This window comes from Brevibacterium permense (assembly GCF_013280495.1).
Classification (GTDB): domain Bacteria; phylum Actinomycetota; class Actinomycetes; order Actinomycetales; family Brevibacteriaceae; genus Brevibacterium; species Brevibacterium permense.
The window spans coordinates 59,982-85,060 of the sequence record NZ_JABSSX010000007.1; the positions used below are offsets into that span (position 1 = coordinate 59,982).

The 25,079-nt window shown below is 65.0% G+C and carries 23 protein-coding genes, 1 tRNA gene and 1 other RNA gene; 14 read left to right on the forward strand and 11 right to left on the reverse strand.

Annotated elements, in window-relative coordinates; translation table 11 throughout:
* Positions 1-9: 9 nt before the first annotated feature.
* The 3 genes from HK353_RS11190 to HK353_RS11200 form a co-directional block, all read right to left on the reverse strand.
* On the reverse strand, positions 10-1,080 hold the full coding sequence (locus HK353_RS11190; protein ID WP_173156155.1) for an FUSC family protein: 1,071 nt from the start codon (positions 1,078-1,080) through the stop codon (positions 10-12).
* 114 nt (positions 1,081-1,194) lie between these two features.
* Positions 1,195-2,169 carry an RNA polymerase sigma factor gene (locus HK353_RS11195; protein WP_342589900.1) on the reverse strand — a complete coding sequence of 325 codons (975 nt, stop codon included), beginning with the start codon at positions 2,167-2,169 and terminating at the stop codon, positions 1,195-1,197.
* A gap of 24 nt (positions 2,170-2,193) precedes the next feature.
* The gene (locus tag HK353_RS11200; RefSeq protein ID WP_173156157.1) at positions 2,194-2,601 is read right to left on the reverse strand and encodes a YciI family protein; all 408 of its coding nucleotides are present in this window, start codon (positions 2,599-2,601) and stop codon (positions 2,194-2,196) included.
* A 275-nt stretch (positions 2,602-2,876) separates the two neighbouring features.
* On the opposite strand from HK353_RS11200, the gene HK353_RS11205 reads away from it, so the two are divergent.
* The 3 genes from HK353_RS11205 (at position 2,877) to HK353_RS11215 (ending at position 6,036) form a co-directional block, all read left to right on the forward strand.
* Positions 2,877-3,566, forward strand: a complete 690-nt coding sequence (locus tag HK353_RS11205) for a hypothetical protein (protein ID WP_173156159.1) — start codon at positions 2,877-2,879, stop codon at positions 3,564-3,566.
* 237 nt (positions 3,567-3,803) lie between these two features.
* The gene (locus HK353_RS11210; protein WP_173156161.1) at positions 3,804-4,337 is read left to right on the forward strand and encodes a type 1 glutamine amidotransferase domain-containing protein; all 534 of its coding nucleotides are present in this window, start codon (positions 3,804-3,806) and stop codon (positions 4,335-4,337) included.
* Positions 4,338-4,461: 124 nt separating this feature from the next.
* Positions 4,462-6,036 carry a SpoIID/LytB domain-containing protein gene (locus tag HK353_RS11215; protein WP_173156163.1) on the forward strand — a complete coding sequence of 525 codons (1,575 nt, stop codon included), beginning with the start codon at positions 4,462-4,464 and terminating at the stop codon, positions 6,034-6,036.
* Here the strand turns inward: HK353_RS11215 and HK353_RS11220 are convergent.
* Entirely contained in the window at positions 6,023-6,226 is a 204-nt protein-coding gene (locus HK353_RS11220) for a hypothetical protein (protein WP_342589901.1), read from the reverse strand. The genes HK353_RS11215 and HK353_RS11220 overlap by 14 nt on opposite strands.
* A 108-nt stretch (positions 6,227-6,334) precedes the next feature.
* Positions 6,335-6,422 (reverse strand) — tRNA-Ser (locus tag HK353_RS11225).
* Positions 6,423-6,771: 349 nt separating this feature from the next.
* Here HK353_RS11225 and ffs point away from each other — a divergent pair.
* Positions 6,772-6,867: signal recognition particle sRNA small type (gene ffs / locus HK353_RS11230), an RNA gene on the forward strand.
* A 180-nt stretch (positions 6,868-7,047) separates the two neighbouring features.
* Complete coding sequence (locus HK353_RS11235) at positions 7,048-8,544, forward strand: L,D-transpeptidase (protein WP_245395961.1); 1,497 nt, start codon at positions 7,048-7,050, stop codon at positions 8,542-8,544.
* Between the two features lie 51 nt (positions 8,545-8,595).
* Here HK353_RS11235 and HK353_RS11240 read toward each other — a convergent pair whose 3' ends face one another.
* Together HK353_RS11240 and HK353_RS11245 are read right to left on the reverse strand one after the other, a co-directional pair.
* The gene (locus HK353_RS11240) at positions 8,596-9,624 is read right to left on the reverse strand and encodes an iron-siderophore ABC transporter substrate-binding protein (RefSeq protein ID WP_173156165.1); all 1,029 of its coding nucleotides are present in this window, start codon (positions 9,622-9,624) and stop codon (positions 8,596-8,598) included.
* Between the two features lie 109 nt (positions 9,625-9,733).
* A complete protein-coding gene (locus HK353_RS11245) occupies positions 9,734-10,063 on the reverse strand; it encodes an ATP-dependent Clp protease proteolytic subunit (protein WP_245395966.1) in 330 nt (109 codons plus the stop codon).
* Here HK353_RS11245 and HK353_RS11250 point away from each other — a divergent pair.
* The 3 genes from HK353_RS11250 to HK353_RS11260 all read left to right on the forward strand — a co-directional run bounded on the left by HK353_RS11250 (position 10,062) and on the right by HK353_RS11260 (position 12,006).
* Positions 10,062-10,700, forward strand: a complete 639-nt coding sequence (locus HK353_RS11250) for an endonuclease (protein ID WP_173156167.1) — start codon at positions 10,062-10,064, stop codon at positions 10,698-10,700. The genes HK353_RS11245 and HK353_RS11250 overlap by 2 nt on opposite strands.
* Positions 10,701-10,755: 55 nt before the next feature.
* Positions 10,756-11,058, forward strand: coding sequence for a hypothetical protein (locus HK353_RS11255; protein ID WP_245395962.1), 303 nt, complete (start codon positions 10,756-10,758; stop codon positions 11,056-11,058).
* A 135-nt stretch (positions 11,059-11,193) separates the two neighbouring features.
* The gene (locus HK353_RS11260) at positions 11,194-12,006 is read left to right on the forward strand and encodes a membrane protein insertase YidC (RefSeq protein WP_173156171.1); all 813 of its coding nucleotides are present in this window, start codon (positions 11,194-11,196) and stop codon (positions 12,004-12,006) included.
* 89 nt (positions 12,007-12,095) lie between these two features.
* Here HK353_RS11260 and HK353_RS11265 read toward each other — a convergent pair whose 3' ends face one another.
* On the reverse strand, positions 12,096-14,645 hold the full coding sequence (locus HK353_RS11265; protein WP_173156173.1) for an ATP-dependent Clp protease ATP-binding subunit: 2,550 nt from the start codon (positions 14,643-14,645) through the stop codon (positions 12,096-12,098).
* Between the two features lie 95 nt (positions 14,646-14,740).
* On the opposite strand from HK353_RS11265, the gene HK353_RS11270 reads away from it, so the two are divergent.
* A complete protein-coding gene (locus HK353_RS11270) occupies positions 14,741-15,472 on the forward strand; it encodes a TetR/AcrR family transcriptional regulator (protein ID WP_342589902.1) in 732 nt (243 codons plus the stop codon).
* Positions 15,469-17,217: a DHA2 family efflux MFS transporter permease subunit gene (locus HK353_RS11275; RefSeq protein WP_173156177.1), complete on the forward strand. Its 1,749-nt coding sequence runs from the start codon at positions 15,469-15,471 to the stop codon at positions 17,215-17,217. The genes HK353_RS11270 and HK353_RS11275 overlap by 4 nt, the downstream gene beginning before the upstream one ends.
* 88 nt (positions 17,218-17,305) lie before the next feature.
* Here HK353_RS11275 and HK353_RS11280 read toward each other — a convergent pair whose 3' ends face one another.
* From HK353_RS11280 to HK353_RS11290, 3 genes are all read right to left on the reverse strand, one after another.
* Positions 17,306-18,091, reverse strand: a complete 786-nt coding sequence (locus HK353_RS11280) for a DUF3152 domain-containing protein (protein WP_342589903.1) — start codon at positions 18,089-18,091, stop codon at positions 17,306-17,308.
* Between the two features lie 103 nt (positions 18,092-18,194).
* Positions 18,195-18,863 (reverse strand): VOC family protein, encoded by a 669-nt coding sequence (locus HK353_RS11285; protein ID WP_173156179.1) that lies wholly within the window; start codon positions 18,861-18,863, stop codon positions 18,195-18,197.
* Positions 18,851-19,552, reverse strand: coding sequence for a VOC family protein (locus tag HK353_RS11290; protein WP_173156181.1), 702 nt, complete (start codon positions 19,550-19,552; stop codon positions 18,851-18,853). Before HK353_RS11290 ends, HK353_RS11285 begins: the two co-directional genes overlap by 13 nt.
* A gap of 192 nt (positions 19,553-19,744) precedes the next feature.
* On the opposite strand from HK353_RS11290, the gene HK353_RS11295 reads away from it, so the two are divergent.
* Genes HK353_RS11295 through HK353_RS11310 form a run of 4 tightly spaced genes read left to right on the forward strand, consistent with a single transcriptional unit; the run spans position 19,745 to position 25,075 of the window.
* On the forward strand, positions 19,745-21,451 hold the full coding sequence (locus HK353_RS11295) for a TIGR04028 family ABC transporter substrate-binding protein (protein WP_173156183.1): 1,707 nt from the start codon (positions 19,745-19,747) through the stop codon (positions 21,449-21,451).
* Entirely contained in the window at positions 21,448-22,527 is a 1,080-nt protein-coding gene (locus HK353_RS11300; RefSeq protein ID WP_173156185.1) for an ABC transporter permease, read from the forward strand. Before HK353_RS11295 ends, HK353_RS11300 begins: the two co-directional genes overlap by 4 nt.
* Positions 22,524-23,384, forward strand: a complete 861-nt coding sequence (locus HK353_RS11305) for an ABC transporter permease (protein WP_173156187.1) — start codon at positions 22,524-22,526, stop codon at positions 23,382-23,384. Before HK353_RS11300 ends, HK353_RS11305 begins: the two co-directional genes overlap by 4 nt.
* Positions 23,381-25,075 carry a dipeptide ABC transporter ATP-binding protein gene (locus HK353_RS11310; protein WP_173156189.1) on the forward strand — a complete coding sequence of 565 codons (1,695 nt, stop codon included), beginning with the start codon at positions 23,381-23,383 and terminating at the stop codon, positions 25,073-25,075. Before HK353_RS11305 ends, HK353_RS11310 begins: the two co-directional genes overlap by 4 nt.
* Positions 25,076-25,079: the final 4 nt, after the last annotated feature.

A 25,079-nucleotide genomic window follows, 5' to 3' on the forward strand; every position in this document is an offset into this window, starting at 1 on the left:
CTCCTAGGATCAGTCATCATCATCGGCATGCGGGGAGGCATCGATTTCGGCGCGCGTCCTCTTCGCACTGCTGAAGCCGACGATGACGACGAGCATGCCGACGACGGCCCCGATGACGGTTTCGATGGCACGCGAGGCCAACAGCTCCGGAACCGGGTGCGGGCTGCCGATCTGGGTCATGAGCAGTGCCAACGGAGTGATGAAGAGCAGAGCCACCGAATAGTTGCGCAGCACGAAGATCTCGGCGAGGAACTGCAGCAGGATCACCCACACCACCAGCTGCCACGCTTCGGTGGGGAACGAGAGCAGGAACGCTGTGACGATCACGCCCAGCAGGGTTCCGACCACCCGGTGGACGCCGCGCTTGAGACGGGCCGAACGGCCGGGCGGAGTGATCGGTGCGACCGCCGCGACCATCGCCCAATAGCTGTGGGACAGAAGCGGGAGCACACCGATGAGCAGGGTGCCGAGGACTCCGGCGATGAACGGGGCGATAGTGAATCGGGCGGCGTGGGCTGCCAGATCAGCCTTGCCCACCGGCGACAGCCCGACGCGCACATAGGTCTCCTTCTCCGGAGGCATGCGTTCGCCGGCGTAGTGGGCGAGCGCTCCGAGACCGATGCACACCAGCGCCGAGGCGGCCGCCACACCCATTGCCACCGGCACAGATGCGCCGCCCGGAATGGATCCGACGGCTCCTGTGGCGAAGATGAAGAAGATCGACCCGCCGGGTTTGAGCCGGAAGCGCAGGGCGATGGCCGCACCCGCACCGGACACGAGTGAGGTGATGACGACGAGCACCCAGACCGAAGCTCCGAGGCTGCTGAGCAGGGCGCCGATGCCCACGCAGACGACGAGGACGGCGGCAGCGATCGACTGGCGTCTGGTCCGCGATCGTGGGGATTCGAAGCGCGCGTAGATGCCGGTGAAGGCGCCGAAGGCGGCATAGACGGCGAGGTCGAGGCGGTCGATTCCGAGCAGCACGAGGAGCGGGATGGCGACTCCCAGGGCGATGCGGGACGCGGGAATATGGTCGCGTTCGCCCGGTGGGATGCGGAAGAACTCCTGCAGGTGGCTCAAACGGGTTCGGCCTCTTTCGGCATCGGGAACGGACCCCGGTGACGGGATCGCTGACGTGGGTTGGTGAGCTGAGTGCTCCCTTCGATCGTAGTCCGTCATCGGGGCTGACGAATGTCATCTGCCGACAGGAGTGATCAACCTCGCTCGCCGAGGCGGCCCACCGAGACCGTGACCACCGCCGTCATCGGCGTCTCGGTCACAGTCGGTGTCCTCGACGTTCTGCGCATCGGCGTGGAGTGCCGCGATGGCGGCCTGTGCCTGATATTGGCCGAGCTCATCTCGGGCAAGCGCCGCTTGCAGGATCTCGATGCCTTCGGCGATGAGCTTTCGGTCCCAGCGGGTGCGATCCTGATCGGCCAAGGCGACTAGGCGGCCGTCGGGACCGAATCGGGCATCGCGACGGGCATGGTGGAGCAGCATGAGCGCGAGCAGACCGTCCATCTCGGCGGAGTCGATCATCGACGTAAGCGTGCGCGTCAGGCGGATCGCTTCGGCGACGAGATCGACATCGCCCGAGTGTCCTTCGTTGAACACGAGGTAGAGGGTGGTGAGCACCGAGGACAGGTCGCCGGGCCGGTTGAGTCGGGAGCCTGCGATCCTGGATTTGGCGCGGCTGATGCGCTGGGCCATCGTCGCCTCGGGCACCATATAGGCCTCGGCGATCTGCTTCGTCGTCAGTCCGCCCACCGCCCGCAGGGTCAGGGCTACCGCCGAGGCGGGGCTGAGGTCGGGATGGGCGCAGAGGATATAGAGGTCGAGGGCGTCATCAGCGTTTGGGACGTTGTCCGTTCCGGGTTCGGCCGAGCTTCCGGGTTCAACCAGACTGGCGGCCATGACCCGTTCCTCGCGTTTCATCCGCGATCCTTCAGACCGCACGGTGTCGAGGAACTTCCGCCACGCCACCGTCACGAGCCAGCCCCGCCGGTCGCGGGGCGGGTCGGACGGCCACGATCGCAGGGCTTCGATGAGCGCGTCCTGAACGGCGTCCTCGGCGGTCGCGAAGTCTGCTCCACGACTGACGAGGATGCCGATCACGGCGGGGACGAGCTCACGCAGCTCCGCCTCGGCGAGGAGATCCGGATCGGTCATCGCGGACTCCGTTCGCGTCCCTGATCATTCGTCCACGCTGGGTGCGTGGTCGAGAAAGGGGCGCAGTTCGAGCCATTCGTTGATCGGCTCTCCTCCCTTGCCCGGTGCGGCGGACAGCTCACCGGCGAGTTCGAGAGCCCGGTCGTAGTTCTCGACGTCGATGACCATCCACCCGGCGATGAGGTCCTTCGTCTCGGGGAAGGGACCGTCGGTGACCGGAGGCTTGCCCGGTCCGCCGGATCGGACGAAGGCGCCCTCGGGCGAGAGCGCCTGGGAGTCGACGAATTCGCCGGAGTCCTTGAGTCTGTCGGCGAAGGCGTTCATATACCCCACATGTGCGTCGACCTCGTCGGGACTCCACTGATCCATCGGGGTGTAATCCATATACTGCTCCGGCATCCGATAGTGCTTGAGCATGAGGTACTTGGCCATGACGGTCTCCTTGTCTCGTGCCGCTCGCACGGGTTGTGCTCGCTGACATGTCTGGGACGCAGCCGGAAGCGTGTTCTCGACATCGGCGGCGAAGATTTCTCGAATCTCTTCGGCTCCAGTCATCGAACACAATCCCAGAATAGGCCGATGTGTCCGTCCTGGAACATGCGTCACCGGATCCGAACACGAATCGGCCCAGGTCACGGCTCCGCGCTGAGAGGCTTGTCTTGTACGAAACACCGACAGCATTTTGCACACGAGACCAGGAGCAGATCATGAAGGCACAGACACTTCTCAAGACCATCACCGTTGCCGGAGCCGTCGCCGCGACCCTGACGCTCTCGGCCTGCGATATGAACATCACCTTCGGCCCAGAAGACCAGGGGCAGGAACAGGGCCAGGAGCAGGACGGCCAGCAGGAGCAGCCGACCGAAGAGACCGAGACCACCGCCGAAGAACCGGCATCGGATTCGGGCTCCTCCTCGGACTCCGCCGGTTCGGGTTCGTCCGGAACCACCGGCAGCGGCGGATCCACCGATTCGTCCAGCGCCTCCTCGGCGAGTGACTCCTCCACCTCGACCGGCTCGCCGTCGAGCGGGTCGTCGTCGTCGAGCGGGTCGTCGTCCTCGAGCGACTCCACCTCGAGCGGATCATCGTCGTCGAGCGGCACGACCGACAACGGCTACCAGGGCCCGCCGATCGGCGAAGACGGAGTCGAACTCGACGCCGACGGCAACGGCAAGATCCCCGCCGACGTTCTCGAGGCGGACATCAAGAACGCCTACGCCAAACAGGGCACCACGGTCGACACCGTCGACTGCTACTCCGACCTGCGGATCTTCTCCCACAGCGGCTCGCAGAACTGCACCGTCACCGCTGCCGGCAAGAATCACTACGGCACTGTGAAGATCACCTCGGCGTCGCAGTCCGGCATCGGCTACAGCCTCGAGTTCCCGAACATCTGAGCCGCCCGCCGGGCCTACGAAACGTACCCCTCGAGCGTCTCGCATCCCGACTCGCTTTCCCCTGGTCACCTCGGCCAGGGGAATGCGTTCGTCGCGGTCTGGAACAAATCGGTATTCTTCGCTGTTGAGCCCAGTGTGGGTGTCGGTCCAGCCGCACGTCGGCCTCGACGTTCCGGCCAGCCGGGCCCATGTCAGATTCGACAACTTCACAGATCACAACTGACAAGGAGCACCACCATGGCACTCTCTGACAAGAAGGTCGCATTCCTCCTCACCCGCGGCGTCGAGCAGATCGAACTCACCAGTCCCCGCACCGCTCTCGACGAGGCCGGGGCGACGACCGTCATCGTCTCCCCGTCCGAGGGAACGCTGCAGGCGATGGAAGGCGATTGGGAGCATGCCGAGACCTTTGACGTCGACGTTCCCGTCGCCGAGGCCTCGGTCGATGACTTCGACGCCCTCGTTCTGCCCGGCGGCACCCTCAACTCCGATGCCCTGCGTCTGAATGAGGACGCCGTCAACCTCGTCAAGGCGTTCTTCGCCGCCGACAAACCGGTCGCGGCCATCTGCCATGCTCCGTGGATCCTCGCCGAGGCAGGAGTGGCCAAGGGAAGGAAGCTGACGTCCTTCATCTCGACGAAGACTGACCTCATCAACGCCGGAGCCGACTGGGCCGACACCGAGGTAGTCATCGACGGCAACCTCATCACCTCCCGCAGCCCCGACGACCTCGACGCCTTCAACAAGGCAATCGCTGATAACTTCAGCTGACCTGGAACGATGCCTCTTTCGCCGAGGCGGAACCACCTCGGCGACGAACTCCCCGGAACGATCGTTCCGGGGAGTTCGTCTGTTCGTCACCTGGGGTCTTGACAGCCGCGCTTATGATCAACTCATGCCACCCTCCCTGTTCGTCAAGGCGACGACTCCTGCCCTCGCGGCACTGCTCATCGGGTTCCTTCTCATTCTCTGCTCCACACTGCCTCCGGCACATGCTGCCTATGCGACTTCGGGTGCGATCGGGACGATGCACAGATCGCTCGGTGGGAATTCCGGCAAGCTCGGCCCAGCGGTCGGCCCGCAGCGGTGCACGCTGATCCAGAAGGGCTGCTATCAGTCGTTCAAGCACGGCAGCATCCATTGGACGAAGGCCACCGGCGCCCATGCGACTCTGGGTGCGATCCGCACGGCGTGGAAGAAGTCCGGGTGGGAACGCGGTCCGCTCGGCTATCCGACGAGCAACGAATACCGCTCAGGTTCGGAGACCCGGCAGAAGTTCCAGAACGGAAAGATCGTGTGGACGGCGAAGTCCGGGGCGAAAGTGACGCTGACGAAGGCGCCGTCGTCGTTCACGATCAAGGGGTCGGGGTTCGGCCATGGGGTCGGGATGAGCCAGTACGGAGCGCGCGGAATGGCGGCAGCCGGAAAGTCGTCGACGCAGATCCTGCAACACTACTACACGGGTGCCAAGGTCACGACGATGTCGAAGAACGCCGACGCCAGTCTCAAGGTGCAGCTCCTGACCGGAAAGAAGTCCGTGACTGTCACTCCGCGGTCCGGCCGTCTGCGGGTCAAGGTCGGGTCGAAGACCATCGAATCGGGCTCGAAGGTCACGATCGAACGGACGTCGTCCGGTTCGGTCAAGGCGACCGTCGGGTCGAAGAGCTACTCGGGGTCGAAGCTCACCCTCGAATGGCAGGGCACCCGATATTGGAAGAGTTCGTCGGCGACGACGGTGTCGGTCAGCGGTGCCCAGAACGGGGCGACCGGCACCTACCGACACGGACGGCTCGAGATCGGTCAGCTGAAGAGCTCGCTCAACGTCATCAACGTGGTGGGTCTCAACAAGGAATATCTGCCGGGCATCGCCGAGATGCCGGCGTCGTGGCAGTCCGAGGCCCTGCGCTCTCAGGCCATCGCGTCGCGCACCTACGCCTACCGCAATCTCGGTGCGGTGAAGCCGGCCTGCGGGTGCAACGTCTATGACGAGGTGGCCTCGCAGCGTTTCCTCGGGTGGACTCACGAGAATGCAGGCGATTCCGGTCCATGGCGCAACGCCGTGGCCGCGACACAGACCACGAACGGGTCGACGGTGAAGTCGGCGCGCCTCATCACCTACAAGGGCGGGCTCATCGATGCTGTCTACTCGTCGTCGGCCGGGTCGAAGACGCATTCGGCTGCCGAGGTGTGGGGGTCGGCCGTGCCGTACCTGGTCTCGGTCGATGACTCTCCGTCGAAGTATGCCTCTGCGCAGAACCCGAACGCCTCGTGGTCGGTGACGGCCAAGCAGGCCGACATGGCACGGGCCTTCGGGCTGGCAGACGTCCGGTCTGTGGCGGTGGCGAAGACCGGCTCAGGTCTGGTGAAGACGGTGAAAGCCACCTCGGTGACGGGGAAGACCGCGAGCCTCACCGGCGATCAGCTGCGGACGAAGCTGAAGCTCAGGTCCGCGTCATTCAGCGTGGCCTGAGGGAACCTCGCCTCCAGGTTAAGACTCCGGCAGGGGTGAGCAGTCCTCTGTTGACGAGTTCGGCTTCCTTCTCGCGCACGATCGGGATGACGGTCTTGCCGAACGCTTCGAGTTCCTCCTGGAAGTGGAGGAAGCCGGTGAGGAAGAGGTCGACGCGGATCTTCTTGTACTCGATGGTGCGAACCGTCACAATCGGTGTGGGATGTCCGAATACGAGCCTCCCGCGACCGACTCGGAACCCGCAGCCGGTGAATCGACGAAGTCCCGGCCCGCAGAAACTGCGAGACCGGGACTTCTGTGGCGGAGGATAGGGGATTCGAACCCCTGAGGGCGTTAACCCAACCCGCGTTCCAGGCGAGCGCCATAGGCCACTAGGCGAATCCTCCGCGAATCAGCTTATCCGAGTCATGACGACAATGCGAAATCGCGGTGGCCGAGTGTGAAGCATCCCACTTCCCGCAGGTGAACACGCGACCTCATCGCCCGACGGCACGCGGTTCAATCGGCGACGGCGCGGAGATGCCGTTCTGCCGACGGCTGCGCTCCGTCCTCCCGTCTGCGCTCGATGCTTCCGTCGTTCCTTAGGGATGGGAAACGAGGAAGCGTCCACACTATCCAGTGAATGTCCCGCTCAGATGATGTTTCTGTCACGAGTGGATAACAGTGTCCTTGTCGTAATCTTGTGGCCCCGCCCACTCGTTTTGTCCACCGAGGCCGCTCTCGACTAGACTAATTCACGGCTCCCCGTGCGGCGTCATCTTGTGAACTCCCCCAGGGCCGGAAGGCAGCAAGGGTAAGCGAGCTCTGTCGGGTGCACGGGGAGTCCTCTATTCCCCAACATCACAATTCCACAACTCCCCCTCTCCCCCATCTGCCCAGGTCAGCTCTGCCTCCACGACCTTTCGGGCGCCGGAATCGGAGCGAAGAAGCGAAAGCGTTAATACTTTCGTGATTTTGCTTCATTACCATTATTCGCAGTTCTCATCCCTGTGTTATAACGAGGTTTCCCTGTTGTCCACGAAGATCCAAGGGGCCGTTGCCGCCCTTTCGGCGCTGGCCCTGCTCACTGCGTGCACGCCGTCGAGCGACGATCCCGACGCGACCCGCAATGGCGCGAACAAGACCGCCGAGGCGGCCGCGGATCCCGTGTTCCGCGTCGGAGCCATCACCTCCGAGGCAGCAGAATCCGCGTCCGAATCGACGCCGTCTTCGCAGCCCAGCGATGCGACCTCCTCAGCTGAGCCGAGCGAGTCCGCCGATGCGGCGGCCGCGATGCCCGGCGCCGGGGACTTCGGCGAGGTGACCGAATCCGGCGACGACATCGACCTCGAGGCCGGCCAGCGGATCGGCATCTCCGTCGAGAACGCCAACCTCAGTGACATCTCCGTCACCGAGGAGGCCCACCCCCGGATAGCCCAGGATCCCGGCATGTTCTTCGACGCTTCGGGCACGGCGCTCGAGACAGATGACGACGCCCAAGCCGGTTCGTCGACACCGAGCTCCACCGAGTCCGAGACCGCCGACGATCGTTCGAAGGACGCCGAAACAGACGACAAGGACACCGCCGAGGCGGTCGCCGCCCCGGACGAATCCGCCGCCTGGATCTCGACCTACGGCCTCGTCGCCGACAGCGAATACACCCTGAAAGTCACCGCCACCACTGCCGACGGAGACGAGGTCGACCTCGACGCAACGATCACCGTCGGCGCCAGCGACGGCGCTCCGATGTCGGTGCGCACAACGCTCGCCGATGATCAGACGGTCGGCATCGCCGCCCCCATCATGCTCAACTTCGGCTCAACGGTGTCCAAGGACTTCCGCGACGATGTCGAACGTCGCCTCTCGGTCAAGGTCACCGATGAGGACGGCAAGGAGCGGGAGGTCGAGGGCTCCTGGGGTTGGCTCTACGACGATCCCCAGTCCCGCCTGCATTTCCGCCCGAAGGAATTCTGGCCCGCTCATTCGAAGGTCTCCGTCGACGTTCCGCTCAAGGATGTGCCGACGGGTGAGAACAGCGTGGGTCAGAACGACCTCACCCTCGATTTCGAGATCGGACGCAAGCAGGTCGTCAAGGCCGATGCGAAGTCCCATCGTATGACCGTCACTCGTGACGGCAAGACCGTCATGGACTTCCCGGCCTCGCTCGGCGCACCGAAGTCCCCGTCCTACAACGGCACGCATGTGGTCATGTCGAAGGCCGCCGACTATACGATGACCTCCGAACAGTGGGACTACGAAACAGATGTGCAGTGGGCGGTGCGCATCCACAACAACGGCGAATTCATCCACGCCGCACCGTGGTCGGCAGGCGTCCAAGGCTCGCAGAACGTCTCCCACGGCTGCATCAATCTCACCACCGAACGGGCCAAGGAGTACTACGACTCCGCGATCTTCGGCGATCCCGTCGAGGTCACCGGTTCCCAAGTGAGCCTGTCGACCAATGACAGCGACATCTCTGATTGGGTGTACTCGTGGGATGAATGGAAGAAGCTGAGCGCCCTCGATTGAGAGCGCCCAGCTTGCTTGCCTGACTGATGCGGCAGGCTCCTCGCCGACGACTTACTTGTCGAGCTTCTTCACGGCTTTGTCGATCATCGGCACATAGCGCTCGAGCGTCCAGGGGACGGTGAGCGGGTTGATGATCGAGGATCCGGTGACGAAGGGCTGATCATCCGGCGCCACGACGGACCCGGCTCTGATCGCCGGAATGTTCGCATACAGTCCCTGCGATTCGATCTCCTTCCTGTTCTTCTCATCGGAGTAGAAAGTGAAGATGAGGTCCGAATCGTTGAGCTTGTCCGCATTCTCCAGACCGATGAGCGCTGAATCCGTTCCCGGCTCGTCGTAGTCCTTCTTCAGCTCGTCGATGATCGGATCCGGGGTCAGCCCGAGCGCCGAGACCATCGCCACCCGCTGCTCGTTGGGGTAGAAGACGCCGAGGGTGCCGGGACCCGAGTTGTAGATGAAGGAGAACGTGAGGTCCTTGTATTCCTCCCGCTTCGCCTCTTTCAGCTGCGTCTTGATGTCGTCGACGAGGCCTTCTGATTCCTCTTCCTGACCGAGCGCCTTGCCGATCGTGGTGATCTGCTCATCCCACTTGATCGTCCACGGCTGCTTCGGGTACGCCACGGTCGGGGCGATGGCATCGAGCTGCTTGTACTGCTCGGCAGTGATTCCCGACCAGGGGGCGAGGATGACATCCGGTTCGAGTTCGGCGATGGCCTCGACGTCGAGTTCCGTATCGCCCTGGAACTGTTCGGGCAGCTTCTCACCCTTGTCCTTCACAGCCTCGTAGATCCACGGCATGTAGCCGGTGTCATCGGATCCCCAGGCATATTCCTCCATGCCGACCGGCGTCTTGCCCAAAGCGATCGCAGTTTCCGTCGATCCCTGGCCGAGGGTGACGACGCGTTCGGGCTCGGATTCGATGACCGCTTCGCCGAGCGCGTGCTTGATCGTCACGGTCTCGAAATTCGCGGACCCGGATTCCTCCGCGGCCTGCGATCCCTGCCCGCAGGCGGTGGCGGTGAGCGAGAGCGCGACGAGCGCTCCGGCGATGACGGCCCGGCGGCTGTGAGGAACTGACATTCCTGTCCTTTCGACAGTGGTCGGAGCCTGATGCGGCCCCTCGACATTAACGTAGGCCAGCCTAACTTAACCTACTGCGGTTTCCGCAACACCTGTGAGCCACTTCACTTCAGTCATCCTCATTCCGATCGGAGCTCGCAGGTCGGACCGGGAGTCGATGACGCGATCGATGAAGTCCGTACTCGATCGCCTCCTCGGCGGTGAACCACCGGTCACGCAGGGAGTCGTCGAAGATGCGGTCGTACGTCTTTCCGGCCGCCTCGGCGATCCGTTGCAGGACAGTGTCTCTGACCGATCGGAGGTCGTCGCCCTGGAGTTCGATGTCGGCGGCTCCGCCGATCCCGCTCGACCGTGCCGCTATGAGCGGACGGGCACCGGCGGCTGAGGCTCCGGTGGCCCTTGACTCTTCGACCGGGCCCGGACATAGGATCGGCCGCATGAGCACACAGCGAGAACACGCCGCTCGACTCATCGATGCGCACGGGCGGACCTTCGCCGCGGAGGCTGCGATCACTCTCCGGGACAAGCCGGCCCCGCTGTGGCAGCTGCTCGTCCTCAGCCTGCTCCTGTCCACGCGCATCAGCTCCGACATCGCCCTCGCGAGCGCGCGCGAGCTGTTCTCGGCGAAGTGGAGGACGCCGCAGCGTCTGCGCGCGAGCACGTGGCAGCAACGGGTCGATGCGCTCGGTCGAGGCGGATATCGGCGCTACGACGAGAGTACCGCCACGCGTCTGGCCGAGGCCGCCGATCTGCTCATCGACCGTTGGGACGGGGACCTGCGGAAGCTGCGCGATGAGGCCGAGGGGCAGCCTGGTCGGATTGCGAGGCTGCTGCAGGAATTCACCGGCATCGGTCCGACCGGAGCGTCGATCTTCCTCCGAGAGGTCCAGCAGGTTTGGCCCTCGGTCAGGCCCGCTTTCGACCCGCTCGTCCGCAAGGGCGCGAAGACGGCCGGGCTGCCGGAGCAGGACGAGAAGCTGACCGCATTGGTCGGTGACGACGACCTCGCCGGCCTCGCGGCCGCGCTCGTGCGTCTCGCCCGAGATCCGGACCTCGCCGCCTGCGCAGAGGACTGAGACCTCCGCGCAGGCCCGCGTGCTAGCATCGACGCACCGGGAAGGGGACGAGATGATGGCGAATATGTGGCTGACTCTGCAGCTGCTCGTCGTCGTGCTCTCTTCCGACCTCGATTCGGTCGTGCCCCAGTCCCCCACACATCTCATCGTCCTGGCTCTCCTCGGTGCGGCCCTGCTGACGCCGATCGCCGCCTGGGCGAGCATGGCTCTGCTGCGTGTGCTCTCGCTGTCGGCGCGCCCGCCGTCTCTGCCGGACACGCGCCGAAGCATCCGCGAATTCCGCATGCCGGAGGAGCCCGGCACTCCGGGGAGGGCACTGCCCAGAGCCCCCTCTTCCGTCGTTCACGCCATCGCCTGAACGACCTCGATCACGTTCCGTCCGGAACGTCTCCCCGCCTCGGCGCGGGCAATTGTCATCAAACGTCACGGTGATGGCCTGCAACGGCCCAATCAACCGCGCCTCAGTGCGCCTAAGTCCGAAGGACACTCACCTGTGAACATCTACGAACTCCTGCCCATCCGTCTGCTCGTCGAGGCCGCCTACACGGTGGTCACGGGGATCAGCGACATTCTCGAACCGCTCGCCGGCGGCTTCAGCGCCGCCCTGGCCGTCATCGTGCTCACCGTCCTGGTCCGCGCCGTGCTCATCCCCGTCGGGGTGTCCCAGGTCAGAGCCGGCATCACTCGGAAACGACTGGCGCCGAAGATCAGCGAGCTGCAGAAGAAACACAAGAAGCAGCCCGAACTCATGCAGCAGAAGATCATGGAGCTGTACAAGGAGGAGAACGCGTCCCCTTTCGCCGGGTGCCTTCCGGTGCTCGCGCAGATGCCCGTGCTCATGGCGGTCTACGGTCTCTTCATCAATGCGACGATCGACGGACACGCCAATGAGCTGCTCGGGCATACGCTCTTCGGCCTGCCGCTGGGCACGAGCTTCGTCAAACTGCTCGGCGCCGGCGATCTGACCGGCACCGCGATCACGGTCTACCTCATCCTCGTCGTCCTCATCGCCGTCGTCGCGGGGTTCTCCCGGCATCTGCTTACCCCGGCCACACCCGAGACTCCGACCGCTCCCCCGGCGAAGAACGGGGCAGATGCTCCGGCGATGCCGGACCTCTCAGGAGTGATGAAGACCCTGAGCTTTATGCCCTTCCTCACGGCGATCTTCGCGCTCTTCGTCCCCTTGGCCGCCGCTCTCTACCTGGCGACGACGACCACGTGGACCCTCGGCGAACGGCTCGTCCTCAATAACCTCCTCGGTGCGAACGAGCCGCGGTCCGAGGCGACCACCCCGGTGTCCGGCTGAGTCGGGAACACAACAGAGCCCGGGTCGGAGGATTGGAATCCTCCGACCCGGGCTCTGCGGCGACGGCCGGTGCAGGGCCGCCTCGGTGATCAGGCGATGATCGGCTCCGGGCGGGTCCCGGCAACGACCTTGAGTGCGCCGTCAACGACGGTGGCGCGCACGGTGCCACCCTCATCGACCGCCTCGGTGACGAGGAGATCGGCGATCCGGTCGTCGAGCTCGCGCTGGATTGTGCGACGCAGCGGACGGGCACCGAACTCGGGCTCGTATCCTTCATCGGCCAGCCAGTCGAGAGCCTCTGCAGAGACGTCGAGGGCGATGCCCTGAGCCTCGAGGCGCTGCTTCGACGCGGCCAGCTGCTGATCGACGATCGAGCGCAGCTGCTCGCGATCGAGCCGCGAGAACATCACGGTGTCATCGATGCGGTTGATGAACTCCGGCCGCATGAACTCCTTGAGGCGACCCATGACCTTGGCCTTGAGATCCTTCTCCGCATCTCCCGCAGCCCCGGAGGCGAAGCCCAGCGGAGTGCCGGACATGAACTCGGAACCGAGGTTCGAGGTCATGATGACCACGGTGTTGCGGAAGTCGACCGTGCGGCCCTGGCCGTCGGTGAGCCGTCCGTCGTCGAGGACCTGCAGCAGCAGGTTGAACGCATCCGGGTGGGCCTTCTCGACCTCGTCGAGGAGGATGACCGAATACGGGCGACGGCGGACCTTCTCAGTCAGCTGCCCGGCCTCGTCGTAGCCGACGTAGCCGGGAGGAGCACCGACGAGGCGGGACACCGTGTGGCGTTCGCCGAACTCGCTCATATCGAAGCGGATCATGGCCGACTCGTCGTCGAACAGGGTCTGCGCCAGAGCCTTCGCCAGCTCAGTCTTGCCGACACCGGTGGGGCCGAGGAAGAGGAAGCTGCCGATGGGCCGATTGGGATCGGCCATACCGGTCTGGCTGCGGCGGATCGCGCGCGACACGGCGGTCACGGCTTCGTCCTGTCCGACCACGCGGTCGTGGAGGACCTCTTCCATATTCGCCAGTCGTGCCTTCTGGCTCTGCGTCATCCGTGCTGCCGGGATTCCGGTGGCCCGGGAGACCACTTGCGCGATCTCCTGTTCACCGATGGTCGCCTCGGCGGCTGCGGTCTTCGCGGCCGCCGCGTCCAGATTCTCGGCAGATTCGATCCGGGCGGTCACCTCGTTGATCTCATCGCGGACACGGCCGGCACGCTCGTAGTCCTCCACCTCGATAGCAGACTTCTTCTCCGCTTCGAGTTCGGAGAGATTGAGCTTGAGCGCGTCGATATCGGCCGCGGGCGCGCGCCTGAGCGACATCCGGGCGCCGGCCTGATCGATGAGGTCGATGGCCTTGTCCGGCAGGAACCGGTCGGTGATGTAGCGGTTCGACAGCTCCACGGCTGCCCGGACCGCCTCGGCGGTGTAGGTGACCTCGTGGAATTCGGCGTAGCGGTCCTTGAGTCCCTCGAGGATCGTCACGGCATCCTCGACGCCGGGCTCGCCCACGGTCACCGGCTGGAACCGGCGCTCGAGAGCTGAGTCCTTCTCAATTGTCCGGTATTCCTTGAGCGTGGTCGCGCCGATCATGTGCAGATCTCCGCGCGCGAGCCTCGGCTTGAGGATGTTGCCGGCGTCCATCGAGTTCGATTCGCCGTTGCCGCCGGCTCCGACGAGGGTGTGGAGTTCGTCGACGAAGACGATCATGTCTCCGTCCTCGGCGATCTCGTTCAGCGCCCCGGTCAGCCGCTCCTCGAAGTCACCGCGGTAGCGGGTGCCGGCGAGCATGCCGGGCAGATCGAGGGAGACTATGCGCTTGCCGTGGAGCTGCTTGGGCACCTCACCGGAGTGGATGGCCTGCGCGAGCCCTTCGGCGATCGCGGTCTTGCCGACCCCGGCCTCACCGAGGAGGACGGGGTTGTTCTTCGTCCGCCGGGCGAGGATCTCGATCGTCTGTTCGATCTCCTCCGCGCGTCCGATGACGGGGTCGAGGCGACCTTCCGCGGCGAGCGCGGTGAGGTCCGTGCCGAACTTCTCCAGCACGGATTCCTGACCACCCTCGCCTTCAGCCTCCTGGCCGGGGTGCATACCTGCGGCTTCGGCCGCCTCGGCACCAGCCTGCAGTGCAGCCTGGGTGACGCCGGCTTGGGCGAGGATCCGACCGGCAGGCATCTCCTGGTTGAGCACGAAGGCGAAAAACATGTGTTCGGGATCGATGTAGGTCGACCCGAAGGCTCGCGCCACCTGGTAAGCGTCGAGCAGGGCGCGCTGGGCGGAACCGGTCAGCGAGGGGGAGGAATCCGCCTCGGTGTCGGTGGTCGCCGGAAGGCGCTCTTCGATTGCATGGGCGATGGCCTCGGGATCGGCGCCAGCCTGGCGCACGGCCGAGATGCCGGGTTCGGTCTCGACCATGGTGTGCAGGATGTGCAGTGCGTCGACCTCTGACTGGCCGCGGCCGCCGGCGAACTGGGCGGCGGCCTCGAGGACCTCGTGGCTGCGCTTGCTCAGCAGCCGGTTGATGTCGACGGAGCGTCCTCGACGGGCTCCGTTCTGACCCTGGAGGTAGCGAGCGAGGAACTCGTCGAACGAGTCGCCGCCCGAGCCTGCGGGTCCGTGGAATGTGGCCAAAGCTGACCTCCTCTTTCAAAGTTGAGCGTATACGACTCAATCAACAGGTGCATGCGGACATATATTCCCACTTGTCGCCCGCCCGACGACGGAGTGTGAACAACATCACCGTCGCGAAATGCATTGAATGCATTTCTGCATTTGGTGCAAATTTGCAAGAGGTGCATAATTTTCTGGTGAGTTCCGAACCGACCGAATCCCTGCGCGAGCGTCAGACCCGTGAGCGCCGCGCCGCCATCCACGCCGCGGCCGTCGATCTCGTCTTCGTTCATGGGCTCGACGAGGTGACTGTGGCTCGGATCGCGGAAGCTGCGGAGGTCTCGACGCGCACGTTCTTCAACTATTTCCCCACCAAAGAGATGGCGATCGTCGGACTGACGACCTCGGACGATATCGCCGCCGCTCTGCAGCGATTCATCGAGGACTTCGAGCCCCGGCGCGAGCGTCTGGTAGAGGATCTCTCCTTCACCATCCGCGCCGCGTTCGAATTCCTGCTGCCGCGATCGGCGAACAAGCAGAAGCTGCGCGCGATCCAGGCTCGGCATCCGCACCTCGGCATGCTCAGCATGGAAACGAAACGGCACTACTCCGAGCAGATCATCACCGGCATCCGTCGGCGGGTCGAACGTCGCGGGGTCGTCTTCCCAGATGACGAGACTGCGGCCCGAGCCACCCGGATGCTCGCGCAACTGTGCAGCATCCCGATCGAACACGCTTTCGCCTCGGCGCGGTTCGACACCGAACACGAATTGGACGACGAGCGGGTGGACCAGGCGTTCACCTCCTCGGTCGACCTGTTCCTGACCCTCTTAGAAAGGCTGAAATGACCACACCCGCCGCCGAGCCCGCCGGCTCGAAGCAGCACAGCGCCGAGGAGGAGCCGGAGATCGAGACCTCGTCGGTCATCCTGCTGTTCACCGGCCTGATGCTGGCAATGTTCATGTTCTCGCTCAACCAGACCATGCTGGCCACGGCCCTGCCGACCATCGTCGGTGACCTCAACGGCGTCGACCAGATGCTGTGGGTCTCGACGGCGTTCATGTTGGCGTCGACGATCATGATGCCGATCTACGGCAAACTGGGAGACTCGTTCAACCGGAAGAAGATCTTCATCTTCGCCATCTGCATGTTCATCCTCGGTTCGGTCGTCGGCTTCCTGGCCCACAACATGGCCGTCCTCATCACCGCACGCGTCATTCAGGGCCTCGGCGGCGGCGGTCTCATCATCCTCTCGCAGGCTCTCATCGCCGCGGTTGTGCCGGCGCGCAAGCGCGGTCCGTATATGGGCATCATGGGGGCGAACTTCGCGGTCACCTCGGTGGCGGGACCGCTGATCGGAGGCTGGATCACCGAAGGTCCGGGCTGGCGCTGGACATTCGCTCTCAATCTTCCGTTCGGCGTGCTCGCGCTCATCGCCGCCATCCTCTTCCTCAAGGTCCCCAAGTCGGATCGGTCGGTCAAACGCCATGTCGATGTCGCGGGAATGATCCTCATCGCCGAATTCACCTCGGCACTGATCCTCACGACTTCGTGGGGCGGGCATCAGTACGACTGGAATGATCCGATCATCATCGGACTCATCGCCATCGCCGTCATCAGCGCCGTCGTCTTCGTCTTCGTCGAACAGGCAGTGCCCGAACCAGTCATCCCGATGTTCGTGTTCAAGGACACGAACTTCGTCCTCTGCACGATCGCCGGCATGTGCATCGCCATCGGCATGTTCGGCGTCCTTTCGTACATGCCCACATTCCTGCAGATGGCCCACGGGATCGAAGCGACGAAGGCCGGGCTCCTCATGGTGCCCATGATGGCCGTGATGCTGCCGAGCTCGGTCATCATCGGTTTCGTCGTCTCGAAGACGGGACGGTACAAGTGGTACCCGGTGCTCGGCAGCGCGATCGTCGGCGTCGCCCTCTTCCTCATGGGGACCTTCGTCACGGCCGATCAGAACGTTCTCGTCGTCATCGGCTGCCTGTGTGTGCTGGGCCTCGGCCTGGGACTGTCGATGCAGATGCTCGTGCTCATCGTCCAGAACTCGTTCCCGGTGGCGATGGTCGGCACGGCGACGGCGTCGAACAACTTCTTCCGCCAGATCGGCGGCACGCTGGGCATGTCGCTGATCGGTTCGCTCTTCACCTCGCGGCTGGCATCCAACCTCGAGGACGGCATCAAGTCCTTGGGACCCCAAGGCGCTCAGGCGATGAAGGGCACGGGGTCGAATTCGCTGACCCCCGAAGTGGTCAAGTCGCTGCCCGAGCCGATCCATTCGATCATCGTCAATGCGTACAGCGATGCGTTGGTGCCGATCTTCCTGTGGGTCTGCCCGCTGGGAATCATCGCGGCAGTCATCCTCATGTTCGTTCGTGAGAAGGCTCTGGCCACGAAGATCGATGCGGGCGCCCCGACGGACCATCAGCGTGAGGTCGTCGCGACCGACAGCATCGCTGTCGTCGAACAGCCTGGTTCGCTGACCCCCTCGGGCACGAGCTCCGTCAGCGATGAGATCGAGTACGAGAAGGCCACGCAGGGTGCCGGAGAATACTCTCTGCGGCCCCGCTCGCCCAAGCACTGATACGCACGTCGACGCAATGACAGCGCAGGCCCCGCAATTGCGGGGCCTGCGCTGTATCGTCCGGAGTCTCTCCGCGATTGCCGCGGAACTAGCCTTTCGAGGGCCATCCGTTCGGCTCACACCCCTGCAGGCCCTTCGTCTGCTGCTGCATGAGCGGTGCGGTCTTGCCCGGTCCGGGGCAGGATTCGTGGCCGTGGCCGAGAGCGTGACCGACCTCGTGGTTGATGAGGTACTGCCGGTACTGGACGATGTCATCGAACTCTTCGGTGGCGGAGACCCAGCGTTTGGCGTTGAGGATGACGTTGGGACCGTTGCGACACGAGAGCTTGCCCAGGGTCCGCAGCGGCAGGCACATCTCGTCGACGGTATCGGGGCTGGCGATGGAGATCATGGTGTCCTGACCTTCATCGACGAGCTCGATGGAGACGTCGTCCATGTTCTGCCAGCCGCGCTCGTCCTGCAAGGTCTTGATGATGAAGTCTCCGGCCTCATCGACGCCGATGGGCAGGTTGTCTTCGACGCGCAGGGCGACCTTGAACGTCTTACCCTCGTCGCGGTTGGGTCCGGTCTCCTCTTTCGGCCGGTCCCATTTTCCGCTGCCATGATCGTCGATATCGTCTTCGCTGACATCGGCCGCTCCTGCATCCTCGACGTTCGCGGTCTGGGTGGGCGTGGGCGACTCACTCGGCTTGGCCTCCGCTGAGTCGCTCGGGTCCGGCGAGGCGGCCTGCGTTTCGGCCGCCTTCGGAGTCGGCCGCGTCTCTTCGTCGGCGGCGGGCGCGCAGGCGCTCAGTCCGACGACCAGTGAGACAGCGACGAGCGAGGTCAGGGTGCAGAGGCGTGGACGGGAGGCGAGACGGGTTCGACTGAGCACGCCTGTGAGTTTATCTCCTGCCGATTCATCGAGAAACGGGTTAAGTGTCGACAAACGTGCGCGCACACCCGTGTCTCGACACTCCGCCTGTTTTTCGGCGAAGTCAGAACTCGAGTACGCCGCCGGGTCCGCGCAACCTGGCACGCAGACGACAGTCCGGCCCCTCGACTACCGCGGTGTCACCGGCCCCGAGCACCTCGAGCACCTGCCGCGCCGCCTCGGGGTCCGGCGATTCCACACGGAAATCGAGCAGTTCGAGGGCGGGCAAGGCCGCCTCGGCGGGATGGACGGATTCGCCCCAGTCGATGAGGAACGGCTGCGCACCACCATGCGGCAATGGAGATCGGGTGGTCAGTCGCCATTCGAGGCGGTCGCCCTCGGCAGTGTCCCGAGCCATGTCCTGGACCTCGCCGAAGTCGATGCCCGCGGTGTTCGCGGCCGCGATCTTCGCGAGGAACGCCGGCGGATGGATGGCCCAGGTCTGCAGGGTCGGCTCGGCGGCCAGATGAGCGTCGAGCGGCAGGGTGCCGTCGGCGGGCGGCGCCTGCTGCGGGTCGGGGCCGAGGATCTCGAGGTAGGTGTAGGCTCCCTCCGGCCAACCATTCGGGGTGAGCCCGAGCAGATAGTTCGCGGTCCCTCGCCCCGGGTGCGAACCGCCGGGAACCGCGCGCAGCCCGGTGGCCTCTTCCACGGCGGCGACCCCGGCGTCGAGGTCGGGCACCGTGATGATGAGGTGGTCGAGCTGCGCGGGAATGGTTTTCAGAGAGTCCATGATCCACCCGGACCTTTCAGATGAGCGTGTAGGCCCTCAGTCTCCCCTTCTTCGACATCGAGGGCAATGAGGTCGAGCCCGATGCCGAGGAAGTCAAGGACCGAACCTACCGCTTCCGGGTCGTCGCTCGTGCCCCACAGGCTCTCGAGTCGGACCGACGGCATCTCCTGCATCGCGGGATGCTCGGAGTCCTTCCAATCGATGAGGAACGGTTGGATCCCCGACCACGGCAGCGGGGTGCGCCTGGTCAGGCGCCAGTCGAGGACCGCTCCGTCCGGTCTGCGGCGGGTCATGTCATGGACCTCGCCGAGGCGGACGCGCGGTTCCCGTGACCGCGCAGCGGCCGTGACGAAGCCGTCGAAATCGTCCGGACGGATCGCCCACCTCTGCACGGTCGGTGCTGTGACCCCGGCCAGCCGCGTGTCCGCCAGCGCCGGGTCCTGCTCGGGGTCGGGACCGAGGATCTCGAGGTACGTGAGCGGTTTCGGACCGCTCTGACGTGTGAGTCCCAGCGAATCGGAGAGTTCATCGCTGAGCTCGAGCCCGAGCAGCGCATTGGCCGTGCCCAAGCCAGGATGCGCACCACCGTTGACCGCACTCACCCCCAGACGACCCTCACATTGCTCAACATATTTCTGCAGATCTGGGACGGCGATGACGAGATGATCGAATTCCGCACTGTTCAACATGTCACAATATTAAGCCCCGGATTGACGGAGATTGCACGGATGCGCTTAACTCAAAGCATGCACATCCACTTCGGGCCCCGCACCGGACACCGCCTCTGCCTGCCGTCAGCGGCACCTGCGATGTCCGCAAATTGTTGAACTATCACACTCAGCTCCCTCTGATCCATCCCACTTGCCCGAAGGACCTCTTCGATGACAGACCGTCTCTCCGTCTCCGCGAGTCTGACTCAGCGCCGCCTCGACCGACGCTCGGTCCTCAGCCTCGGTCTCGGTTTCGGCACTCTGCTCACCCTCAGCGCCTGCACACCCCACGATTCCGGTTCGCTGGCCGAGGGCGAACCCGTCCGCGGCGGAGTGCTCACCTACTTCGAACCCCAGACGTGGACCCTGCTCTACCCGCCGTCGGTCGGCTTCTACCCCAACGGCGGGATCATGAACAACATCTCCGCACGCCTGTTGTGGCAGGATCCGAAGACCCTCGAGCTTCATCCGTGGCTGGCCACCGAACTTCCGGAGACGAATGCCGATTCCACGACCTACACATTCACCATCCGTGAGGGCGTGACCTATTCGGACGGTTCGCCGCTGACTCCTGAGAATGTGGCGAAGAACTTCGACCTCTTCGGCCGCGGCGACGAAGCACGCACGCTGCCGGTGTCCGAACAGATCTCGAACTACGAGCGCAGCGAAGTCCTCGACGAGCATCGGGTTCGGTTCCACTTCTCCGCCCCCTCCCCCGGTTTCGCACAGGCGACGTCGACGATGAACGCAGGACTGCTCGCCGATTCCACTCTCGACCTCGACGCCGCAGGCTTCGGCCCGGGCGGAGCCACGCAGATCCACACCTGCGGGCCCTTCCACATCACGGCCGAGACCATCGGCACAAAGCTCTCCGTCCGTGCCCGCGAAGACTACGACTGGGCTCCCCCGCATCTGAAGCACCAGGGCCGAGCCCATCTCGACGGCATCGACTATCTGACCAACAACGAATACTCCGTGCGCATCGGAGCCGTGCTCTCCGGACAGGCAGACGGCGTCCGCGACGTCCAGGCTCCGGACGAGTCCCGTGTCACCGAGCAGGGGCTGCGTCTCTATGCGAAGGCGACGAACGGAATCAACAACAGCATCAACTTCCGGTTCCGCCACGACCTTCTTGCCGAAATCGACGTCCGGCGAGCGCTCATCGCCGCCATCGATCGCCAAGAGATCGTCGACAAGCTCTTCACCCCGAACTACCCCCTGGCCACCGGTCTGCTGGCCAAGGGCGCCATGGGGTATGTCGACCAGTCGGGGTCGTGGGACTTCGACCCGGACAAGGCGAACCGCCTCCTCGATGAGGCCGGGTGGAGCGAGCGCAACGGACAGGGCTACCGCGTCAAGGACGGCAAGCCGTTGGCGCTGACGGTGAATATCGCCCTGCCGCAGCCGCGGTCGAACGAGGTCCAGACCCTCATCCAACAGCAGCTGCGCCGTGTGGGCGTACGCCTGTCGATCAATCCCGGCGACCAATCCAAGCAGACCCTCGACGCCCTCGAACTCGACACCGTGCAGATCTACCATTCCATGGTCGCCCGCGCCGACTTCGACAACCTGCGCTCGAACTACTCCTCACGCAACCGCGATGTCTTCCTCAACGGAGCCGACCGCCCCGACGCCGACGACGATTCGATCGATGCGAAGGTCGACGAACTCCTCGAGACGCTGGCATCCGAATCGAACCAGGAGAAGCGCCAAAAAGCCGCCGAGGCTGTCCAGAACTACCTCGTCGACCAGGCCTATGTGCTGCCGTTCTTCGAAGAGCCGCAGGTCTTCGCCTTCCGCCGCCGCGTCCACGGCTTCGCCACCGAACCCGTGGGACGGCCCGACTTCTACAGCACCTGGCTGGCAGGAGAGAAATGATCCTCGACACCCGCTACCTCATCCTGCGCCTGGGCCAAGCGATCCTCGTGCTGCTGCTCGCGTTCACCGCGGCGTTCATCCTGCTCAGCCTCATCCCCGGCGACGGCGTCACTGCCCGCTTCGCCGATCCCGCCCTGGGTCTGTCCAATGACCAGATCGCCGAGATCCGTGAGGCCACCGGCGCCGACGACTCCTGGTGGTCGCGTTACGTCCTCAGCCTCACCGGGTTCCTCACTGGCGACTTCGGCTATTCGGTCCAGACCGGTGCGGCCGTGTCTACGATCATCGCTGCGGCTCTGCCGTCGACCGCAGTCCTCGCGGCCTCCGGGTTCGTCACCGCCCTCGTCCTCGCCGTGATCATCGCCGTCTTCGCCACCTTCGGACCGTCCACCGGGCCGACTGCTCGGGTGCGCCTGGTCCTCGACTCGGTGCCCAGTCTCTTCATCTCGATCCCGGTGTTCTGGCTCGGAATCCTGCTCATACAGGTATTCTCCTTCCAGCTCGGCGTCGTCTCCGTCGTCGATCCCGGCCCCGCCGAGGCGCTCGTGCTGCCGACCCTGACCGTGGCGGTTCCGCTCTCGGCCCCGATCGCCCAGGTGCTCATCCGCTCCATCACCGAGGTGCAGGCCTCCGGATTCGTCAAGGTCACCACCGCGAAGGGCGCCTCCGAACTGTGGATCCTCGTCCACACCGTCGCCCGCAATGCGGTGCTGCCGGGGCTGACGATCATCGGCCTCGTCTTCGGAGAACTCGTCGCCGGCGCAGTGGTCACCGAGACCGTGTTCGGCCGCAACGGCATCGGACTCATCACCGCCCAAGCGGTCACTCACCGGGACAATCCGATCCTGCTGGCCGTCGTGGTCATCGCCACCTTCGGCTACGTCATCATCAACCTCGCAGTCGACCTCCTCTACCCTGTCATCGACGTCCGGCTGCGCACGAAACCCAGCTCCGCCTCGGCGGGCAGGGCCCTGCGCATCCACGATGAACCGGCACGTCGCGCTCTCACGGCATCCGCTGCCAGCGTCGGCGTCGACCTCGACTGGAATGACGAGACGAAGGAGAAGAACTCGTGAGCATCGTCTTCACCCGCGGCCAGGGCACTGAGACCCGGCGCGCACGCGGCGGCCGGGCCCGCGCCGCGCTCTCCCCGGCGACCATCGTCTCCGCTCTGGTTCTGCTCATCGCCGTCGCCTGGGCGCTGGCTCCCGGCCTCTTCACCCACTTCGACCCCAACGACGGCGGAGATACCCCTGCCCTGCTGGCACCGAGTCTCGAGCATTGGTTCGGCACCGACCAGACCGGCAGGGATGCCTTCACCCGAGTCGTCTACGGCGCCTCCCAATCCCTGTTGGCCGCGCTCGTGGCTGTCGGGGTCGGGCTGATCGTCGGCACCACGATCGGGCTCATCGCCGGCACCCGGCGCGGACTCATCGACGATGTGCTCATGCGCCTGATCGATGTGCTGCTGTCCATCCCCGCGATCCTGCTCAGCCTTTCGATCGTCGTGGTCCTCGGCTTCGGCACGATCAACGCGGCCATCGCCGTCGGCGTCACCGCCATCGCCCAGTTTGCGCGTCTCGCCAGGTCACAGGCGGTGCAGATCAGTACGAGCGACTTCGTGGCCGCGGCCTACGGTTCCGGCGGCACCTTCTTCTCCGTCCTCGCTCGCCATATCCTCCCGAATTCGATCTCTCCCGTGCTCTCGCTGGCGGTCCTCCAGGTCGGTTCGGCGATCCTCCAGATCTCCACGCTCGGGTTCCTCGGCTATGGCACCCCGCCGCCCACCCCGGAATGGGGACTCATCATCGCCGAAGGCCGCAATTTCGTCGCCACCGCCTGGTGGCTGACCGTGCTGCCCGGCCTCGTGGTCATGGCCATCGTGCTCACCACCCACCAGATCGGCAACACCCTGCGAAAGGTGACATCATGACCGACTCCTCACTGCTGCGCATCGACGGCCTGTCCGTCGACTACTCCCACCGAGGCGGCTCCGCGGCACCGGCCGTGAGCGAGCTCGATCTCGTGGTCCATCCCGGTTCGATGACCGCCGTGGTCGGGGAATCCGGTTCGGGGAAGTCGACGACGGCGAACGCCCTCATCGGCCTCCTCCCCTCCTCGGCCAGGGTCGCGGCCGGGCGGATCCGCCTCGGCGAAGTTGATCTGCTCAGCCTGGGCACCTCCGGTTGGCGCGGTGTGCGCGGATCTCAGATCGGCTACGTCCCACAGGATCCGGGGTCCTCGCTCAATCCGCTGCAGACGGTCGGGAAATCCGTCGCCGAGGCGCTGCGTATCCACCGTCGAGCGGGCCGCGCCGAGGCTCGCGCCCAGGTCATCGAGTTGCTGGACCGGGTCGGCATCGACCAGCCGGAGAAGCGGGCCGACCAGTTCCCGCATGAGCTCTCCGGTGGGATGCGACAGCGTGTGCTCATCGCCGCCGCCATCGCGCTGCGCCCGCGCCTGCTCATCGCCGACGAACCCACCTCCGCCCTCGACGTCACCGTCCAGAAGCAGGTCCTTGACCTCCTCGACGAACTGCGCGCCGAGACCGGGATGGGCATCCTCTTCATCACCCACGATCTCGCCGTCGCCGGCGAACGCGCCGACGAGGTCGTGGTCATGCAGGGCGGGCGCATCGTCGAATCGGGGCCGGCCGGACGGGTCTTCTCCGACCCGGCCACCGATTACACCACCCGTCTCATCGCCGACGCTCCCGCACTGCAGACGAAGGCACGATCTGTCCGCGCCGAGGCGACCACGGAGTCCACAGACCCGTTCGTCTCCGTCGAATCTCTCACCCATGTCTTCGACCGTACGGATGATCGGATCACCGGCATCGAGGGGGTGGACTTCACTGTGGCGCGCGGGACCACGCACGGTCTCGTCGGCGAGTCCGGGTCGGGCAAGACGACCACGGGCAAGGCGCTGACCGGGTTCCTCACCCCGCAGTCCGGGCATGTGCGCATCGGTGACTTCGATGCTGCAGAGCTCGGACGCGGTCGTCCCTCACGGCAGCGGCTGCGGGAGTTCCGGCGCACCGTGCAGCTCGTCCATCAGAACCCGTTCTCCGCTCTCGATCCCAAGCATTCGATCCGGTCGACCCTGACGGAGCCTCTGCGCAACTTCCGCCTCGGCGATCGCGCCTCCCGGCCACGGCTCGTCACCGAGGCGATGGACCGGGTGGCGCTGCCCGCCGACTTCCTCGATCGGCGCCCCGCCGAACTCTCCGGCGGTCAGCTGCAGCGGGTGGCGATAGCCCGCGCCCTCATCGTCGAACCCGAACTCGTCGTCTTCGACGAGGCGGTCTCGGCTCTCGACGTGACCGTGCAGGCGCAGATCCTCACACTGCTCGACGAGCTGCAGCGGGAGCTCGGTCTGACCTACGTCTTCATCACCCACGACCTCGCCGTCGTCCGCCAGATCGCTGATACGGTGTCCGTGATGTCGCACGGACACCTCGTCGACGACGGCGCGACCGAAGAGATCTTCACTCGCCCACGCTCCGCCTATACCCGCACTCTGCTTGAGGCGATCCCCCGTCCCGCGACGCTGTCGGTCGCCTCAGCGCCTGCGAACAATCGACCGGCAACCCCTACCCTGCTCACCGCAGCAGCAGAAAGCTGAGAAC

Bases quoted from the DNA above. Each gene is read 5' to 3' on its own strand.
- HK353_RS11200 (WP_173156157.1), bottom strand. From the start codon at position 2,601: ATGGCCAAGTACCTCATGCTCAAGCACTATCGGATGCCGGAGCAGTAT.
- HK353_RS11300 (WP_173156185.1), top strand. From the start codon at position 21,448: ATGATCCTCGACACCCGCTACCTCATCCTGCGCCTGGGCCAAGCGATC.
- HK353_RS11255 (WP_245395962.1), top strand. From the start codon at position 10,756: ATGGCGAATATGTGGCTGACTCTGCAGCTGCTCGTCGTCGTGCTCTCT.
- HK353_RS11240 (WP_173156165.1), bottom strand. From the start codon at position 9,624: ATGTCAGTTCCTCACAGCCGCCGGGCCGTCATCGCCGGAGCGCTCGTC.
- HK353_RS11275 (WP_173156177.1), top strand. From the start codon at position 15,469: ATGACCACACCCGCCGCCGAGCCCGCCGGCTCGAAGCAGCACAGCGCC.
- HK353_RS11245 (WP_245395966.1), bottom strand. From the start codon at position 10,063: ATGCGGCCGATCCTATGTCCGGGCCCGGTCGAAGAGTCAAGGGCCACC.
- HK353_RS11215 (WP_173156163.1), top strand. From the start codon at position 4,462: ATGCCACCCTCCCTGTTCGTCAAGGCGACGACTCCTGCCCTCGCGGCA.
- HK353_RS11195 (WP_342589900.1), bottom strand. From the start codon at position 2,169: ATGACCGATCCGGATCTCCTCGCCGAGGCGGAGCTGCGTGAGCTCGTC.
- HK353_RS11290 (WP_173156181.1), bottom strand. From the start codon at position 19,552: ATGTTGAACAGTGCGGAATTCGATCATCTCGTCATCGCCGTCCCAGAT.
- HK353_RS11210 (WP_173156161.1), top strand. From the start codon at position 3,804: ATGGCACTCTCTGACAAGAAGGTCGCATTCCTCCTCACCCGCGGCGTC.
- HK353_RS11205 (WP_173156159.1), top strand. From the start codon at position 2,877: ATGAAGGCACAGACACTTCTCAAGACCATCACCGTTGCCGGAGCCGTC.
- HK353_RS11285 (WP_173156179.1), bottom strand. From the start codon at position 18,863: ATGGACTCTCTGAAAACCATTCCCGCGCAGCTCGACCACCTCATCATC.
- HK353_RS11310 (WP_173156189.1), top strand. From the start codon at position 23,381: ATGACCGACTCCTCACTGCTGCGCATCGACGGCCTGTCCGTCGACTAC.
- HK353_RS11295 (WP_173156183.1), top strand. From the start codon at position 19,745: ATGACAGACCGTCTCTCCGTCTCCGCGAGTCTGACTCAGCGCCGCCTC.
- HK353_RS11250 (WP_173156167.1), top strand. From the start codon at position 10,062: ATGAGCACACAGCGAGAACACGCCGCTCGACTCATCGATGCGCACGGG.